The organism is Pseudomonas sp. TE6283, from assembly GCF_054060555.1.
The window spans coordinates 99,063-115,311 of the sequence record NZ_JBSSDH010000009.1 but is presented as its reverse complement, the minus strand read 5'-3'; the positions used below and the strand labels follow the sequence as shown (position 1 = coordinate 115,311).

Here is a 16,249-nt window from a genome sequence, read left to right as displayed (position 1 = left end):
TTACGCCGAAAATACCGCAGATGGGGGCCTGTCAGCTAGAGAACCGCGAAGGTTCCCTGGGCCTTGGCCACCAGCTTGTCGTCCTGAAGCACGTCGGCGTCGACCACCAGCGTGCGCCGACCGGCGTGCAGCACCCGGGCGGTGCACAGCACCTCGCCTTCGCTGACGGCGCGCATGTAGTTGATCTTGCACTCGATGGTCACGCTCTGCTGGTCGAAGCCATGGCTGGCCGAGCAGGCCAGGCCCATGGCGATGTCCACCAGGCTGAAGATCGCCCCGCCGTGCAGCTTCTGGCCGCGGTTGCGCAGGTGCGGCTCGAGCGCCAGGGCCACTTCGGCAACACCCGTGTCCAGATGTTGCAGGCGGCAGCCCAGGAGCTGGCTGAAGGCGCTCTCGACGTACTCCTTCGGTACATCCATCACTTCTTCTTCAACTGCTTGGCGTTGGCGAACAGCGACGCCATGGCGTTGTTGGCCGGCGCGACGGCGGTGGTCTCGCGCTGGCGCGGCGCCTGCTGCTGGCGGTTGCCGCCATTGCCACGGTTGCCACCGCGGTTGCCCTCGACCTTCTCGCCCGGGGTGTCGCTCATGCGCATGGACAGGCCGACGCGCTTGCGCGGGATGTCCACTTCCATGACCTTGACCTTGACCACGTCGCCGGCCTTGACTGCTTCACGCGGGTCCTTGACGAACTTCTCCGACAGCGCCGAGATGTGGACCAGGCCGTCCTGGTGCACGCCGATATCGACGAAGGCACCAAAGTTGGTGACGTTGGTCACCACGCCTTCGAGGATCATGCCCGGCTCCAGGTCCTTGAGGTCCTCGACGCCGTCCTGGAAGGTGGCGGTCTTGAACTCAGGACGCGGGTCGCGGCCAGGCTTGTCGAGTTCCTGGAGGATGTCGGTGACGGTCGGCAGGCCGAAGGTCTCGTCGGTGAACTTCCTCGGATCCAGGCGTTTGAGGAAACCGCTGTCGCCGATCAGCGAGCGAATGTCGCGGTCGGTGTCGGCGGCGATGCGCTGCACCAGCGGGTAGGCTTCCGGGTGCACCGCCGAGGCGTCCAGCGGGTTGTCGCCGTTCATTACGCGCAGGAAGCCGGCGGCCTGTTCGAAAGTCTTCTCGCCCAGGCGGCTGACCTTCTTCAGCGCGGCGCGGGTGGCGAACGGGCCGTTGGCGTCGCGGTGGGCGACGATGTTCTGCGCGAGGGTCGCGTTGAGGCCGGAGATGCGCGTCAGCAGCGCCACGGAAGCGGTGTTGACGTCCACACCCACGGCGTTCACGCAGTCCTCGACCACGGCGTCCAGGCCGCGGGCCAGCTTCACCTGCGACACGTCGTGCTGGTACTGGCCGACACCAATCGATTTCGGGTCGATCTTGACCAGCTCGGCCAGTGGATCCTGCAGGCGGCGGGCGATGGACACCGCGCCACGGATCGACACGTCCAGGTCCGGGAACTCGCGAGCGGCCAGTTCGGAAGCCGAGTACACCGAGGCACCGGCCTCGGAGACCATGATCTTGGTGATCTTCAACGCTGGGTATTTCTTGACCAGCTCGGCCACCAGCTTGTCGCTCTCGCGGCTGGCGGTGCCGTTGCCGATGGCGATCAGCTCGACCGAGTGCTTGGCGCACAGCGCGGCCATGATGGAAATGGTGCGGTCCCAGTCGTTCTTCGGCGCGTGCGGGTAGACCGTGGTGTGGTCCAGCAGCTTGCCGGTGGCATCGACCACGGCGATCTTGCAGCCGGTGCGCAGGCCCGGGTCGAAGCCCAGCGTTGCGCGCGGACCGGCCGGGGCGGCCAGCAGCAGGTCGTGCAGGTTGTGGGCGAAGACGTTGATCGCCTCGCCTTCGGCGTTGTCGCGCAGTTCGCCGAACAGGTCGGTTTCCAGGTGGGTGTACAGCTTCACCTTCCAGGTCCAGCGCACCACCTCACCCAGCCATTTGTCGGCCGGGCGGTTGCGGTTTTCGATGCCGACATGGTTGCCGATCATCAGCTCGCACGGGTGCAGGGTGCCCGGCAGCTCTTCGCCGACTTTCAGCGAGACGCTAAGCACGCCTTCGTTGCGGCCGCGGAAGATCGCCAGGGCGCGGTGCGACGGCGCGCTGCGCAGCAGTTCGTCGTGGGCGAAGTAGTCGCGGAACTTGGCGCCTTCCTCTTCCTTGCCGGCGACCACACGGGCGGTCAGCACCGCTTCCTGCTTGAGGAAACCGCGCAGTTTGTCGAGCAGGGCGGCATCTTCGGCAAAGCGCTCCATGAGGATGTACTTGGCGCCTTCCAGGGCGGCCTTGACGTCGGCCACGCCTTTTTCGGCGTCGACGAAACGTGCCGCTTCGCTTTCCGGGTTCAGCTGCGGGTCGTTGAACAGGCCGTCGGCCAGCTCGCCCAGGCCCGCTTCCAGGGCGATCTGGCCCTTGGTGCGGCGCTTCTGCTTGTACGGCAGGTACAGGTCTTCGAGGCGGGTCTTGGTGTCGGCCAGCTTGATCTCGCGGGCCAGCTCCGGGGTCAGCTTGCCCTGCTCCTCGATGCTGGCCAGGATGCTGGCGCGGCGCTCGTCGAGCTCGCGCAGGTAGCGCAGGCGCTCTTCCAGGTGGCGCAGTTGGGTGTCATCCAGGCTGCCGGTCACTTCCTTGCGGTAACGGGCGATGAAGGGCACGGTCGATCCTTCGTCCAACAGGCCCACGGCCGCTTCGACCTGCTGTGGGCGCACGCCCAGTTCCTCGGCGATACGGCTGTTGATGCTGTCCATGAAAACCACCTGACAAATAGTGAATGCAAGGCCGCGGGTGGGCGATCTGGCCCGGCGGCGCTGGGTGAAAGCCGCGCATTATACCCATCGCGCCGGGCTTGCGGTGATGGCGCGGCGCCAGCCGACGACGGGGCGACAGTGGCATGCCGGGAAAAATCTGCTAACAATGCACACGGCACGCGCTGCAGTGGCTACGCCATAATGCGCGGCGATATCAGAGGAGTTATTCATGACCAGCACCGCAAACGCCGCAGAAGGCGAAAAGATTCTCATCGTCGACGACGACCCGGGCCTGAGCAACCTGCTGGACCGTTTCTTCACCAGCAAGGGCTTCCGTGTCCGCAACGTGTCCAACGTCGAACAGATGGACCGCCTGCTGGCCCGTGAAGTGTTCAACCTGGTGGTCCTCGACCTGATGCTGCCGGGCGAGGACGGCCTGTCCGCGTGCCAGCGCCTGCGCGCGTCGAACAACCAGATTCCGATCATCATGCTCACCGCCAAGGGCGATGAGCTCAGCCGCATCAAGGGCCTGGAGCTGGGCGCCGACGACTACCTGGCCAAGCCGTTCAACCCCGACGAACTGGTGGCCCGGGTCAAGGCCGTGCTGCGCCGCCAGTCCCCGAGCGTGCCAGGCGCGCCGGGCAGCGAGGAAGAGACCGTCACCTTCGGCGACTACGAGTTGTCGCTGGCCACCCGCGAACTCAAGCGCGGCGAGGAAACGCACATGCTCACCACCGGTGAGTTCGCCGTGCTCAAGGCCCTGGTCATGCATGCCCGCGAGCCGCTGACCCGCGACAAGCTGATGAACCTGGCCCGCGGTCGCGAGTGGGACGCCCTGGAGCGCTCCATCGATGTGCAGATCTCGCGCCTGCGCCGGATGATCGAGCCCGACCCGTCCAAACCACGCTACATCCAGACCGTATGGGGTGTGGGCTACGTCTTCGTGCCGGACGGAAACGCCGGCAAATGAGCCTGTCGGCTGGTCAGGGTGCAGCAGGGCGACCCATGCGGGTCGCCCTGTTTTCGTCTGTGACGGCCGGCCCTTTCAGCACAGTAGTTGATCGATGAAAACCCCTCTCTGGTTCCCGCAAAGCTTCTTCGCCCGCACCCTCTGGCTGGTGCTGATCGTCGTGTTGTTCTCCAAGGCACTGACGCTCGTGTACCTGCTGATGAACGAAGACGTGCTGGTCGACCGCCAGTACAGCCACGGCGTGGCCCTGACGCTGCGCGCCTACTGGGCCGCGGATGAAGAGAGCCGTGAGCAGATCGCCGAGGCGGCCGGCCTGATCCGCGTGACCGGCGCCGGCGTGCCGGAGGGCGAGCAGCACTGGCCCTACAGCGAGATCTACCAGCGCCAGATGCAGGCCGAACTGGGTGATGACACCGAGGTGCGCCTGCGCATCCACGCGCCGCCCGCCCTGTGGGTCAATGCCCCGAGCCTGGGCCCGGGCTGGCTCAAGGTGCCGCTGTATCCGCACCCGCTGCGTGGGCAGAAGATCTGGAACGTGCTCGGTTGGTTCCTGGCTATCGGCCTGTTGTCCACGGCATCGGCCTGGATCTTCGTGCGTCAGCTCAACCAGCCGCTCAAGCGCCTGGTGTTCGCCGCCCGCCAGCTGGGCCAGGGGCGCAGCGTGCGCCTGCCGATCAGCGACACCCCGAGCGAGATGACCGAGGTGTACCGCGCGTTCAACCAGATGGCCGAGGATGTCGAGCAGGCCGGGCGTGAGCGCGAGCTGATGCTGGCCGGGGTGTCCCATGACCTGCGCACGCCGCTGACCCGGTTGCGCCTTTCGCTGTCGCTGATAGGCAACGACAGCGACCTCAGCGAGGACATGGTCCGCGACATCGAGGACATGGACGCGATCCTCGACCAGTTCCTGGCGTTCATTCGGGACGGGCGCGACGAACCGGTGGAGGAGGTCGACCTCAACGACCTGATCTACGAAGTGGTGGCGCCCTACAACCAGCACAAGGAGCAGGTGCGGCTGTGCCTGGAGCCGATCCCGCCGTTCCCGCTGCGTCGGGTATCGCTCAAGCGCATGCTGGGCAACCTGATCGGCAACGCCCTGCATCACGCTGGCAAGGGCGTCGAGGTGGCGGCCTATGTGTCGGGCGACCAGAGCGCGCCATATGTGGTGCTCAGCGTGCTGGACCGTGGCGCGGGTATCGATGAGTCGGAACTGGAGACTATCTTCAACCCGTTCATCCGTGGCGACCGGGCGCGGGGCGGCAAGGGCACCGGCCTTGGACTGGCGATCGTCAAGCGTATCGCCGCGCAGCATGGCGGCAATGTGGAATTGCGCAACCGCTCTGGCGGTGGCATTGAAGCACGGGTGAGGTTGCCGTTGGGGTTGTTGCTGCCGCGTAACGCCGTGTGACTTCCGGGGCCGCTTTGCGGCCCTTTCGCGACATCCGGCCGCTCTCAGCCCTTGCCTTTGGTCCGCGTCTGATTCGGCCCGCCGTTCTTCTCAAGGTGCTCGATGATCATCCCGGCCACGTCCTTGCCGGTCGTCACCTCGATACCCTCCAGCCCCGGCGATGAGTTCACCTCCATCACCAGCGGCCCGTGATTGGAACGCAGGATATCCACGCCCGCCACGCTCAGGCCCATGACCTTCGCCGCGCGAATCGCGGTCATGCGCTCTTCGGGGGTGATCTTGATCAGGCTGGCCACGCCACCGCGGTGCAGGTTTGAGCGAAATTCGCCCGGCTTGGCCTGGCGCTTCATCGAGGCGATCACCTTGTCGCCCACCACGAAGCAACGGATATCGGCGCCCCCGGCCTCCTTGATGTATTCCTGGACCATAATGTTCTGCTTCAGGCCCATGAACGCCTCGATCACCGACTCGGCGGCCTTGGTGGTCTCGCACAGCACCACGCCGATGCCCTGGGTGCCTTCGAGCACCTTGATCACCAGCGGCGCGCCGTTGACCATCTGGATCAGGTCGGGGATGTCGTCCGGCGAGTGGGCGAAACCGGTGATCGGCAGGCCGATACCGCGCCGAGACAGCAGCTGCAGCGAGCGCAGCTTGTCGCGGGAGCGGGCGATGGCCACCGACTCGTTGAGCGGGTACACGCCCATCATCTCGAACTGGCGCAGCACCGCGCAGCCATAGAAGGTGACCGATGCGCCAATGCGCGGGATCACCGCATCGAACCCCTCCAGCGGCTTGCCGCGATAGTGGATCTGCGGCTTGTGGCTGGCGATGTTCATATAGGCCCGGAGCGTGTCGATCACCACCACTTCGTGGCCCCGCTGGGTACCGGCCTCGACCAGGCGGCGGGTGGAATACAGACGCGGATTGCGCGACAGCACAGCGATCTTCATGCAGCACCTGTGACAGGGGAAAGGGTGGCCGGGAAGGCCGGTTTGTCCTGGACGTACTTCAGGCCTGGGTTGACCACCAACTGGCCATGGATGAGCGCCTTCGAGCCGAGCAGCAGCCGATAGCGCATGCTCTTGCGGCAGGCCAGGGTGAACTCGACTTCCCAGACCCGGTCGCCGAGCGCAAGGGCCGTACGGATCACGTAGCGGATCTGGGCCTGGCCGTTGGAGCTCTTGATGGTCTTCATGGTCACCAGTGGCGCCTCGCAACGCCGGTGGCGCAACTGCACCACCGAGCCCAGGTGCGCGGTGAAGCGCACCCATGGCTGGCCATCGCGCTCGAACGGTTCGACCTCGGTGGCGTGCAGGCTGGAGGTGCTGGCGCCGGTGTCGATCTTGGCGCGCAGGCCGGCGACGCCGAGCTCGGGCAGGGCGACCCACTCGCGCAGGCCGATCACAGTCAGGTGGTCAAATGTCTTCACGAAGCGTGCCCTGGGGATATGGAGGTGAACTGTAATGACGGCACGGATTTTTTGCATCCGTCAGTCACGGTAGTACAGTTCCGTGAAAGACAGAATTCGAGGAAAAACCATGGCACAAAAGCCTGAAGACGATGACAAGGTTCGCCTGGACAAATGGTTGTGGGCGGCGCGCTTCTATAAGACCCGCGCCCTGGCCAAGGCGGCGATCGAAAGCGGCAAGGTGCACTGCCGGGGCGAGCGCTGCAAGCCAGGCAAGGAGCCACGGGTGGGCGACGAGTTCCTGCTGCGCACCGGTTTCGACGAGCGCACCGTGGTGGTCAAGGCGCTGTCGGTGGTGCGGCGCGGGGCACCGGAGGCGCAACTGCTCTACGAGGAGACGGCTGAAAGCGTGAAGCGCCGTGAGCAGGCGGCTGAGATGCGCAAGGCTGGCGCCCTGGGCATGACCACCGACGGGCGACCGAACAAGAAGCAGCGGCGGCAGATTCATCAACTGCATGGCAGCTTCGAATGACAGGGACCGCAAAGCGGCCCCTGTGATCAATCAGGCTGCGCGAACCACGCTCATCCGTCCGACCAGCGGCAGCTTGCCGAGCCAACCGAACAGTGGCGACGTCCACCGCACCAGCGCCGCGCTGGCCGTGGCCGCCAGGGGCGTGTGGCAGCTCCAGCCCAGCGCCAGGACCGCCATCAACAAACCGCCGATGTAGTCGTCCTGCCCCCAATGGGCGCCGGCCACCAGGCGCGGCAGCATGAACAGCAAGGCCAGCGCCCAGATCACCAGGTGCTGCGCCAGGCGGCGGCTGAACAGGCTCATGAACAGCGCCCAGATCAGCAGCACCGAGGCGTGGTCACCCGGGAAGCTCTGGCTGGAGCGGTCCTTCAATTCCCACTTCGCTTCCAGGTGCGGGTAGAAGTCGCTCAGGTGCACGGCGTTGTCGAACACCATCGATGGGCTGTTGTGTTGCCAGCCCATTGCGCTGACCCACTTGGAAAACAGCGCGCGAATCACCACTAAGAGGAGTAGGGTGACCAGGAAGCCGAAAAACGCCTGGCGCACCTGGGTGGCCTTGAATACCCAGTCACCGCGAATCAGCAGCGACAACATGATCAGCCCGACCAGGATGTCGAACGGGCGTAGGCTGCCGACCGCCCAGATCGACCGCCAGATCAGGTTGTCGGCCAGTGGCGCATTGAGGCTGTGGAACAGCCACTCGTCGAAAGTCAGGCACAGGATCTGGCCAACGGGCCACAACCAGAAACACAGTAGTGCGATGGGCAACAGGGTGCAGGCTGCCAACGGTCCCCAAGACCACCTTGCTTGGAACAGTGGTCGATTATCCATAAAATACCTCGATATCCAGCGGGTTATGAGTGCTTTCTGAGCGCTCTGCGACGGACCTTTCAGTCTCCTGTAATTATTTTGTAATCATTTTTAGAAAGCCAGACAACCATGAGCGACTTGCCAGATACCGATTTCACCCAACGCTTCCTGTTCGACGACCGCGATGTGCGCGGCGAGATGGTCGCGCTGGAACGCAGCTACGCCGAGGTGTTGGCCAAGCACGACTACCCGCAGCCGGTAAAGCATCTGCTCGGTGAACTGATGGCGGCTGCCGCGCTGTTGGTCGGCACCCTGAAGTTCGACGGGTTGCTGGTACTCCAGGCGCAGTCCCAGGGCCCGGTGCCGCTGCTGGCCATCGAGTACACCAGCGAGCACGACATCCGTGGCCTGGCGCGCTACGAGGCCGATCAGATCAAGGCGGATGCCGGCCTTGCCGACCTGATGCCGGACGGTCACCTGGTGTTGACCATCATTCCGGTCAACGGCCAGCGTTACCAGGGCACTGTCGAGCTGGACGGCAAGGACCTGTCGGAGTGCTTCACCAATTACTTCGTCATGTCGCAGCAAGTGAACACCTGCATCTCCCTGGCCGCCGATGGCGCCCGCGCCCGTGGCCTGCTGGTGCAGCAGCTGCCGGCCGAGATCCACAAGGACAGCGAGGAGCGCGAGGAAAGCTGGGCCCATGTAAAGGCCCTGGCCAACACCGTGAAGGTCGAGGAACTGCTCGGCCTGGACAACGAAACCGTGCTGCACCGCCTGTACCACGAGGACGCGGTTCGCCTGTTCGATATCCAGCCGCTACGCTTCCGTTGCAGTTGCTCGCGCGAGCGTTCCGGCAACGCCCTGGTCAGCCTCGGCGAGCAGGATGCCAAGGCGCTGGTGGCCGAATGCGGCGGCCGGGTCGAGATCGATTGCCAGTTCTGCAACGAACGCTATCTCTTCGATGCAAGCGATGTGGCGCAATTGTTTGCCGGTGGCGGCACCGAGGCCCCATCAGAAACTCAGCACTGAAACGTTTCACTACAGGATAATCTCCTGTCGAATTGCGCAAAAACGCAGTTCTGACAGGAGGGGCCTACTTTTTTTGGGCGTTTCTGGCATAATCCGGCCACTTTTTTCGCTGTAGTAGTTTTTTCGAGACGACTACAAAACGTTTGGAGCACTCGGCCTCGGGCCGGATGGGGTATCTCATGACGCAAGCCAACAACACCGTGTACACCGACCTGAGCGTCGATGAGCTGGTAAAAGAAGCGCTGTCCCGCGGTGAAGGCGTGCTGGCCGATACTGGCGCGCTGGTGGTGGAAACCGGTCACCGCACCGGCCGTTCGCCGGCTGACCGTTTCATCGTCGAAGAACCTTCCACCCAGGACCAGATTGGCTGGGGCCCGATCAACCGCAAGTTCCCGGCCGACAAGTTCGATGCCCTGTGGGACCGCGTCGAGGCGTTCAACAACGCCCAGGATCACTTCGTTTCCTACGTTCACGTAGGCGCTGCGGCCGAGCACTACCTGCCGGTCAAGATGACCACCCAGACCGCCTGGCAGAACCTGTTCGGCCGTTGCCTGTTCATCAACCCCGAGCAGTACAACCCGGCTGGCCGTGGCGAATGGCAGATCCTCAACGTCGCCAACTTCGAGTGCGTGCCTGAGCGTGACGGCACCAACTCCGATGGCTGCGTGATCATCAACTTCGCCCAGAAGAAGGTGCTGATCGCCGGCATGCGTTACGCCGGTGAAATGAAGAAGGCCATGTTCTCGGTGCAGAACTTCCTGCTGCCGGCCGCCGACGTGCTGCCGATGCACTGCGCCGCCAACATCGGCGAAGCGGGTGACGTCACCCTGTTCTTCGGTCTGTCCGGCACCGGCAAGACCACCCTGTCGGCCGACGAAAGCCGTTACCTGATCGGTGACGACGAGCACGGCTGGGGCGAGGGCGTGGTGTTCAACATCGAAGGTGGTTGCTATGCCAAGTGCATCGACCTCTCCGAGAAGAACGAGCCGGTCATCTGGAAAGCCATCAAGCACGGCGCGGTACTGGAAAACGTCGTGATCGACGCCAACAAGCACGCCGACTACGCCGATGTGAGCCTGACCCAGAACAGCCGTGCCGCCTACCCGCTGGCGCACGTCGAGAAGGTCTCGGCAGAGAACCTGGGCGGCGAGCCGAACGCGGTCATCTTCCTGACCTGCGACCTGACCGGCGTACTGCCTCCGGTGTCGATCCTGAACAACGAGCAGGCGGCCTACCACTTCCTGTCCGGCTACACCGCGCTGGTCGGTTCCACCGAAATGGGTTCGGGCGGCGGCATCAAGTCGACCTTCTCCACCTGCTTCGGCGCACCGTTCTTCCCGCGTCCGGCCGGTGTATACGCCGAACTGCTGATCAAGCGCATCAAGGCGTTCGGTTCGAAGGTCTACCTGGTCAACACCGGCTGGACCGGTGGTGGCTACGGCGTCGGCAAGCGCTTCAGCATCCCGACCACCCGTGGCGTGATCGCCGCCATCCAGAGCGGCGCCCTGGTCGGTGCCGAGACCGAGCACCTGGACATCATCAACCTGGACGTGCCGAAGGCTGTTCCAGGCGTCGAGACCGAGCTGCTCAACCCGCGCAACACCTGGGCTGACAAGGCTGCCTACGACGAAGCCGCCAAGGGCCTGGCCACGCTGTTCACCGAGAACTTCAAGAAGTTCGACGTTTCCGACGCCATCAAGGCCGCTGGTCCGCAGCTGTAAGCTGCAGCCTGTTCGGAAGAAAAGCCGCCCTTCGGGGCGGCTTTTTGGTATCTGAACGGCTGATCTTGGTGCTGTGTCTACTGACGCCATCGCAGGGAAGACCGGAACCTAAAGGATTTACGCACCATTACTGAGGGTTTGTCGGATTGCTGCACCAATACAGCACGGTCAGAATCTGTTTCACTTGCAAGGCCCCCACCAGAAAGCAGATGCCTCATGACCGAATCCCCCCAACGCTCCGCCTTCTCCCATTTCCACCCCATCCTCACCCGTCCGCAGGACAACGACCACAACGGTCATCTCGCCGGCGCCACCGTGCATGCCTTCTTCGAAACCGCCATCCAGGCTTTCCTGGTCGAACAGGCCGAACTGGACCTGCGCGACGGTGAGCTGGCCGGCTTCGTCGTGAGTTCGGCGGCGGACTTCTTCGCCTTGCCGGGCTTTCCCGACGTGCTCGAGGTGGGCCTGGGGGTGATGCGCCTGGCAGGCAGCACCGTGGAGTTCCGCCTGGCGCTGTTCCGCCCGGGCGAGACCGAAGCCTGCGCGGCGGGGAGCGTGGTGCAGGTATTCGTCGAGCGGGCCTCGGGCCGTCCGGTGGCGTTGCCGGAGACGCTGCAGCTGGTCCTCGCCGGGCTGTCGCTCAATCGTTGAGGCGAATGATCCCCTCGCGCACGGCGAACAGCACCAGGCCGGGCACGTCGTGGATCTGCAGGCGGTGCATGATCTGCGAGCGATGGGCCTCGACGGTCTTGATGCTCAGGCCCAGGCCGTCGGCGATGGAGCGGGTGGTCTCGCCACGGGCGATCAGGCGCAGGATCTCCAGCTGGCGGTTGGTCAGCGGCGGTGTCTGCACCTGGCTGACGACGCGCTTGCGGCTGTGTTTCAGGGCCTGGCCGATGACCATTGGCAGCACCGCCGACGACAGGTACTGGCCGCCGCCACGCAGGGTCTGCAGGGCTTGTTCCAGCTCGCTCACCGTGGCGTTCTTGAGCAGGAAGCCATGGGCGCCCAGTTGCAGGCAGCTCATCACATGCTCGAGCTCCGAGCGTGGCGAAAACATCAGCACCCGGCTGGCAGGCGCGCGGATGAACAGCTCCTGCAGGGCCTGCTGGCTGTCCAGCTCGCCGCTCATGTCGAGCACCACGATGTCCGGCTTGAGTTTTTCCGCGAGGCTCACCGCCGTCATGGCATCGCCGGTGTCGCCCACCACGACGAAATCTTTCTTCTGTTCAAGCAGGGCACGCAGGCCGGCGCGGAAGAGCGGCGAGTGATCGGCAAGCAGGATTCGGCAGGGCATGGATAAGGGCCTGTTTCGCAAGGGAAGGGGGGCGGCAGGCCTGCTCGATCCGAAAGCGCACTGCCGCGCGGTTGCGCGATCAGTCCTTGTCTGCCGATGGGCGCGGCAGTGCCTCTTATCATAGGCGTTCGAACACCGACGGCAGTAGTGGACGCAGGGGCAGGCCCAGGGCGTGGACGCTCTCGCTGTGACCGATGATCATCAGGCCACCGGGGCGCAGGTGTGCCAAAAGGCGCTGGAGTACCTCGTTCTTGTACCGTGGCGCCAGGTTCGACAACAGGTTGCGCAACAGGATGACGTCGAAGCTGCCGAGCTGTTCGGGCAGGGGCCGGATCAGGTTGAGCGCTTCGAAACGCACCTGCTCGCGCAGGGCTGCCGAGACACGCAGTCGCCCTGCCATCTCGCCGACCCCGCACAGGCAGTGGCGGGCCAGCCAGCCTTCGGGGAAGTAGCGTGCCTGGGCGATGTCGTAGATGCCGGCAGAGGCGGTTTCCAGCAGTTGCGAGTCGAAGTCGCTCGCCAGCACCTGCCAGTCGGGATGGCGGGCGTTTTCGGCGGCGACCATGGCCAGGCTCCAGGCTTCTTCCCCGGTGGCGCAGGCGGCACTCCACAGGCGTGCCGGGTGGTCGAGTTCGGCCAGCCAGCGGGCCAGGCATTCGAAGTGGCGATGCTCGCGAAAGAAGTAGCTGTCACGGGCGACCAGCAGGCGCAGCAGGTGCTCATGTTCGTCTGCGCCTTGGGGACTGTCGAGCAAGGCGAGGTAACGCTCGAAATCCGCCAGACCCAGGGTCTTCAGGCGTTTGTGCAGGCGCGCCGCGACCAAGGCACGGCGGTCGTCGGCCAGTTGCACCCCGGTGGCCTGCACGACCCGTTGGCGAATCGACGCAAAGCTGGCTTCGCCGAGCAGTGGCGGGCGGCGGCCTGGCATCCTTCAGCCTCTCCTGGCCCGTGGCAGACAGATGGGGGCGGTAATGATCGTGCGCATTCCCTGCGTCCTGTGCTTGATCGAAACGGCGATGATAACTAGTGGCTAGTGGCCTCCATATCGGGGCAGCCCCTAATCCTCTGGCGGGTATGCAAACGAAAAGGCCCTGCCGATGAGGGCAGGGCCTTAGGTTTCAGGCGTAAGCCTGGCGATCAGTCGTGGCGCCAGTGGCGCTTGTGCTTGCGATGGCCATAGTGGTGGCCACGATCGTAGTAGCGGCGATCGTCGTAGTCGCGACGGTAGCGACGCTCGTGGCGTTCGTCTTCGTCGGCCTTGTTGCCCATGTAGTTGCCCAGTGCGCCACCGGCGCCACCACCGGCGGCCGCGCCGATGTAGCTGCCGGTGGTGCCGCCCATGGAGCGACCCACCACGTTGCCGCCTGCTGCACCCAGCGCGCCACCGATGGCGGCCTCGCCGCGCTGGCGCTTGTCGGCGCCCAGCGCACCGCCGGCCGCGCCGCCCAGGCCGGCACCGATGGCGCCGCCGGTGCTACCACCGATGGAGTTGCCCACCACGGAGCCCAGTACCCCACCCAATGCGCCGCCAATGCCGGCTTCGGTGGTGCCGCCTGCCATGGCAACGCCGCTGAGCAGACCAAAAGACAACAACAGAATCGAGGAGTACTTCTTCATCAAGAGAGCCTCAGAGGGATGACGAAGCGGAATTTGAGGCTCGCCGAGGCGGCTGGCAATCGGAATCCGACGAGTAGCACGAGTTGTACACAATTCTCTAAGTTATTGAATTGTGTATGAAACTTTTGCGAATTTCGGCTGTCTGAGCTATTTATGACGAAGCCCTGAACCATTGCGGAACAGGGCTTTTTTGTGGGCAGGTGCTCGGGATCTGCGCTTGCCCCCTAGGAGCGGCCTTGTGTCGCGAAAGGGGTGCGAAGCAGCCCCAGGATTTCAGGGTTCACGCAAAGATCGCCGGGGCCGCTGCGCGGCCCTTTCGCGACACAAGGCCGCTCCTACAGGGATCGCGCCTAGCCCAATCTTGCTCAGATGATGCGCCCGTCGTCCCGCGCCCGTTCCAGCTTGATGGCGATGAACTTCGACGTCGGCGTATGGCTGCCGTCGCCGATGCTCTCCAGCGGTACCAGCGGGTTCACTTCCGGGTAGTAGGCCGCCGCCTGGCCGGCGGGAATGTCGAACGCCAGCAGGGTGAAGCCCTGCACCCGGCGCACATGCTCATCGCCCCACAGCGACACGATGTCGACTTTCTGCCCCGGTTGGAAGCCCAGGCGGATGATGTCGGCTTCGTTGACGAACAGCACGTCGCGCTGGCCGCGCACGCCGCGGTAGCGGTCGTCCATGCCATAGATGGTGGTGTTGTACTGATCGTGCGAACGCATCGATTGCATGATCAGGTCCGGCACCTGGCCGCTGGCGCGCACGCGTTCGTCGAGCAGGCTGTCGGGCAGCAGGTTGGCCTTGAAGTTGGCACGGCCGCTGGCGGTCTTCCACTGGCGGCTGCCGGCGCTGTTGCCCAGGTAGAAGCCGCCGGGCAGGCGCAGGCGTTCATTGAAGTCGGCAAAGCCGGGAATGGTGTCGGCGATCAGGTCGCGGATGCGGTCGTAGTCGGCCACCAACCAGTGCCAGTCCACCGGTTGCTTGCCCAGGGTGGCGGCGGCGATACCGGCGACCACGGCCGGCTCCGAGCGCATCTGCCGCGACAGCGGCTTGAGCTGGCCGTTGGAGGCGTGGACCATGCTGAACGAGTCCTCCACCGTCACCGCCTGCGGGCCTTCGCCCTGCAGGTCGATATCGGTACGGCCCAGGCACGGCAGGATCAGCGCCTGCTTGCCGTGGACCAGGTGGCTGCGGTTGAGCTTGGTGCTGATGTGCACGGTCAACTCGCAATTGCGCAGCGCCTGCGCGGTGCGTTCGGTGTCCGGCGTGGCCTGGGCAAAGTTGCCGCCCAGGCCGATGAACACCTTGGCCCGGCCGTCGAGCATGGCGTGGATCGCCTCGACGGTGTTGTGGCCGTTGTGGCGCGGCACCGGGAAGCCGAAGCGCTTTTCGAGGGCGTCGAGCAGGAACACCGGCGGGCGTTCGTTGATGCCCATGGTGCGGTCGCCCTGCACGTTGCTGTGGCCGCGCACCGGGCACAGGCCGGCGCCCGGCACGCCGAGGTTGCCGCGCAGCAGCATCAGGTTGACGATTTCCTGGATGGTCGGCACCGAATGGCGGTGCTGGGTGATGCCCATGGCCCAGCACATGATCACCCGCTTGCCCTTGCAGTACATGCGCGCCGACAGTTCTATGTCGGCGAGGGTCAGGCCCGATTGCGCCTGAATCTGCTCCCACGAAGTGGCATCGACCACCGCCAGGTACTCGTCCACGCCATGGCCGTGCTCGGCGATGAAGGCGTGGTCGAAGATCGCCGGCTCGTCCTTGGCCTGGGCTTCACGCTCCCACTGCAGCAGGAACTTGGCCATGCCGCGCAGCAGCGCCATGTCGCCGCCCAGGGCCGGGCGGAAGAATGCCGTGTTGGTCGGGCGGTCAGTGTTGGTCAGCATTTCCAGCGGGTTCTGCGGATGCTGGAAGCGCTCCAGGCCACGCTCCTTGAGCGGGTTGACACAGACCACCTGGGCGCCGCGTTTGACTGCGTCACGCAGCGGGTCGAGCATGCGCGGGTGGTTGGTGCCAGGGTTCTGGCCCCAGACGAAGATCGCGTCGGCGTGCTCGAAGTCGTCGTAGGTGACCGTGCCCTTGCCCACGCCGACGCTCTGGCCCAGGGCCACGCCGCTGGCTTCGTGGCACATGTTCGAGCAGTCGGGGAAGTTGTTGGTGCCGTAGGCGCGCACGAACAGCTGGTACAGGTACGCCGCCTCGTTGCTGGCCCGGCCGGAGGTATAGAACTCCGCCTGGTCAGGGCTGGACAGGTTGTTCAGGTGCCGGGCGATCAGGGCGAAGGCCGCGTCCCAGTCGATCGGCCGGTAGCGGTCGGTGACCGGGTCGTAGACCATCGGCTCGGTCAGGCGGCCCTGGTATTCGAGCCAGTAGTCGCTCTGTTCGAGCAGCGCGCTGACGCTGTAGCGGGCGAAGAACGCCGCATCGACGCGGCGCTTGGTGGCCTCCCAGTTGACCGCCTTGGCGCCGTTCTCGCAGAACTTGACCATGCCGCTCTCGGGCGAGTCACCCCAGGCGCAGCCAGGGCAGTCGAAGCCGCCGTTCTGGTTGGTCTTGAGCAGGGCGCGGATGTTCTTCAGGGCGTTGTCGCTGCCCACCCAGGCCTTGGCCACGCTGCGCAGCGCCCCCCAACCGCCGGCGGGGCCGGGGTAGGGCTTGTAGCGAGGGGTGGAGGCGGGGGCGTTGTCTGGCAGTTTTTCGTAGGAGGTCAC

General features: G+C 64.9%; 15 protein-coding genes. 6 read left to right on the top strand and 9 right to left on the bottom strand.

Annotated elements, in window-relative coordinates:
- Positions 1–35 precede the first annotated feature (35 nt).
- Entirely contained in the window at positions 36–419 is a 384-nt protein-coding gene (locus ACVWZ5_RS14555) for a PaaI family thioesterase (protein ID WP_343580492.1), read from the bottom strand.
- Positions 419–2,743, bottom strand: a complete 2,325-nt coding sequence (locus ACVWZ5_RS14550) for a Tex family protein (RefSeq protein ID WP_062575539.1) — start codon at positions 2,741–2,743, stop codon at positions 419–421. The genes ACVWZ5_RS14555 and ACVWZ5_RS14550 overlap by 1 nt, the downstream gene beginning before the upstream one ends.
- 229 nt (positions 2,744–2,972) lie before the next feature.
- Between ACVWZ5_RS14550 and ompR the strand changes: the two genes are divergently transcribed.
- Both ompR and ACVWZ5_RS14540 read left to right on the top strand, forming a co-directional pair.
- Positions 2,973–3,713, top strand: coding sequence for an osmolarity response regulator transcription factor OmpR (gene ompR, locus ACVWZ5_RS14545; protein ID WP_343580494.1), 741 nt, complete (start codon positions 2,973–2,975; stop codon positions 3,711–3,713).
- A 94-nt stretch (positions 3,714–3,807) separates the two neighbouring features.
- Complete coding sequence (locus ACVWZ5_RS14540; RefSeq protein WP_062575537.1) at positions 3,808–5,121, top strand: ATP-binding protein; 1,314 nt, start codon at positions 3,808–3,810, stop codon at positions 5,119–5,121.
- Positions 5,122–5,165: 44 nt separating this feature from the next.
- On the opposite strand, the gene rimK is transcribed toward ACVWZ5_RS14540, so the two are convergent.
- Positions 5,166–6,071 (bottom strand): 30S ribosomal protein S6--L-glutamate ligase, encoded by a 906-nt coding sequence (gene rimK, locus ACVWZ5_RS14535; RefSeq protein WP_084942096.1) that lies wholly within the window; start codon positions 6,069–6,071, stop codon positions 5,166–5,168.
- Positions 6,068–6,550, bottom strand: coding sequence for a retropepsin-like aspartic endopeptidase RimB (gene rimB, locus ACVWZ5_RS14530; RefSeq protein ID WP_028689207.1), 483 nt, complete (start codon positions 6,548–6,550; stop codon positions 6,068–6,070). Before rimB ends, rimK begins: the two co-directional genes overlap by 4 nt.
- Before the next feature lie 109 nt (positions 6,551–6,659).
- Between rimB and ACVWZ5_RS14525 the strand changes: the two genes are divergently transcribed.
- Positions 6,660–7,061, top strand: coding sequence for an RNA-binding S4 domain-containing protein (locus tag ACVWZ5_RS14525; protein WP_062575534.1), 402 nt, complete (start codon positions 6,660–6,662; stop codon positions 7,059–7,061).
- Positions 7,062–7,091: 30 nt separating this feature from the next.
- Here ACVWZ5_RS14525 and ACVWZ5_RS14520 read toward each other — a convergent pair whose 3' ends face one another.
- Positions 7,092–7,892: a phosphatase PAP2 family protein gene (locus tag ACVWZ5_RS14520; protein WP_084942095.1), complete on the bottom strand. Its 801-nt coding sequence runs from the start codon at positions 7,890–7,892 to the stop codon at positions 7,092–7,094.
- A gap of 108 nt (positions 7,893–8,000) precedes the next feature.
- On the opposite strand from ACVWZ5_RS14520, the gene hslO reads away from it, so the two are divergent.
- From hslO to ACVWZ5_RS14505, 3 genes are all read left to right on the top strand, one after another.
- A complete protein-coding gene (hslO, locus tag ACVWZ5_RS14515; RefSeq protein ID WP_062575532.1) occupies positions 8,001–8,903 on the top strand; it encodes an Hsp33 family molecular chaperone HslO in 903 nt (300 codons plus the stop codon).
- A 179-nt stretch (positions 8,904–9,082) separates the two neighbouring features.
- The gene (locus ACVWZ5_RS14510) at positions 9,083–10,624 is read left to right on the top strand and encodes a phosphoenolpyruvate carboxykinase (protein ID WP_050703331.1); all 1,542 of its coding nucleotides are present in this window, start codon (positions 9,083–9,085) and stop codon (positions 10,622–10,624) included.
- 216 nt (positions 10,625–10,840) lie between these two features.
- On the top strand, positions 10,841–11,275 hold the full coding sequence (locus ACVWZ5_RS14505; RefSeq protein ID WP_062575531.1) for an acyl-CoA thioesterase: 435 nt from the start codon (positions 10,841–10,843) through the stop codon (positions 11,273–11,275).
- On the opposite strand, the gene ACVWZ5_RS14500 is transcribed toward ACVWZ5_RS14505, so the two are convergent.
- From ACVWZ5_RS14500 to ACVWZ5_RS14485, 4 genes are all read right to left on the bottom strand, one after another.
- On the bottom strand, positions 11,265–11,921 hold the full coding sequence (locus tag ACVWZ5_RS14500) for a LuxR C-terminal-related transcriptional regulator (RefSeq protein WP_050703335.1): 657 nt from the start codon (positions 11,919–11,921) through the stop codon (positions 11,265–11,267). The two genes, ACVWZ5_RS14505 and ACVWZ5_RS14500, sit on opposite strands and share 11 nt — an antisense overlap.
- 118 nt (positions 11,922–12,039) lie before the next feature.
- Positions 12,040–12,849 carry a CheR family methyltransferase gene (locus tag ACVWZ5_RS14495; RefSeq protein ID WP_062575530.1) on the bottom strand — a complete coding sequence of 270 codons (810 nt, stop codon included), beginning with the start codon at positions 12,847–12,849 and terminating at the stop codon, positions 12,040–12,042.
- Between the two features lie 209 nt (positions 12,850–13,058).
- Positions 13,059–13,538 (bottom strand): glycine zipper domain-containing protein, encoded by a 480-nt coding sequence (locus ACVWZ5_RS14490; RefSeq protein WP_028689199.1) that lies wholly within the window; start codon positions 13,536–13,538, stop codon positions 13,059–13,061.
- Between the two features lie 365 nt (positions 13,539–13,903).
- A complete protein-coding gene (locus ACVWZ5_RS14485; RefSeq protein ID WP_084942093.1) occupies positions 13,904–16,249 on the bottom strand; it encodes an FdhF/YdeP family oxidoreductase in 2,346 nt (781 codons plus the stop codon).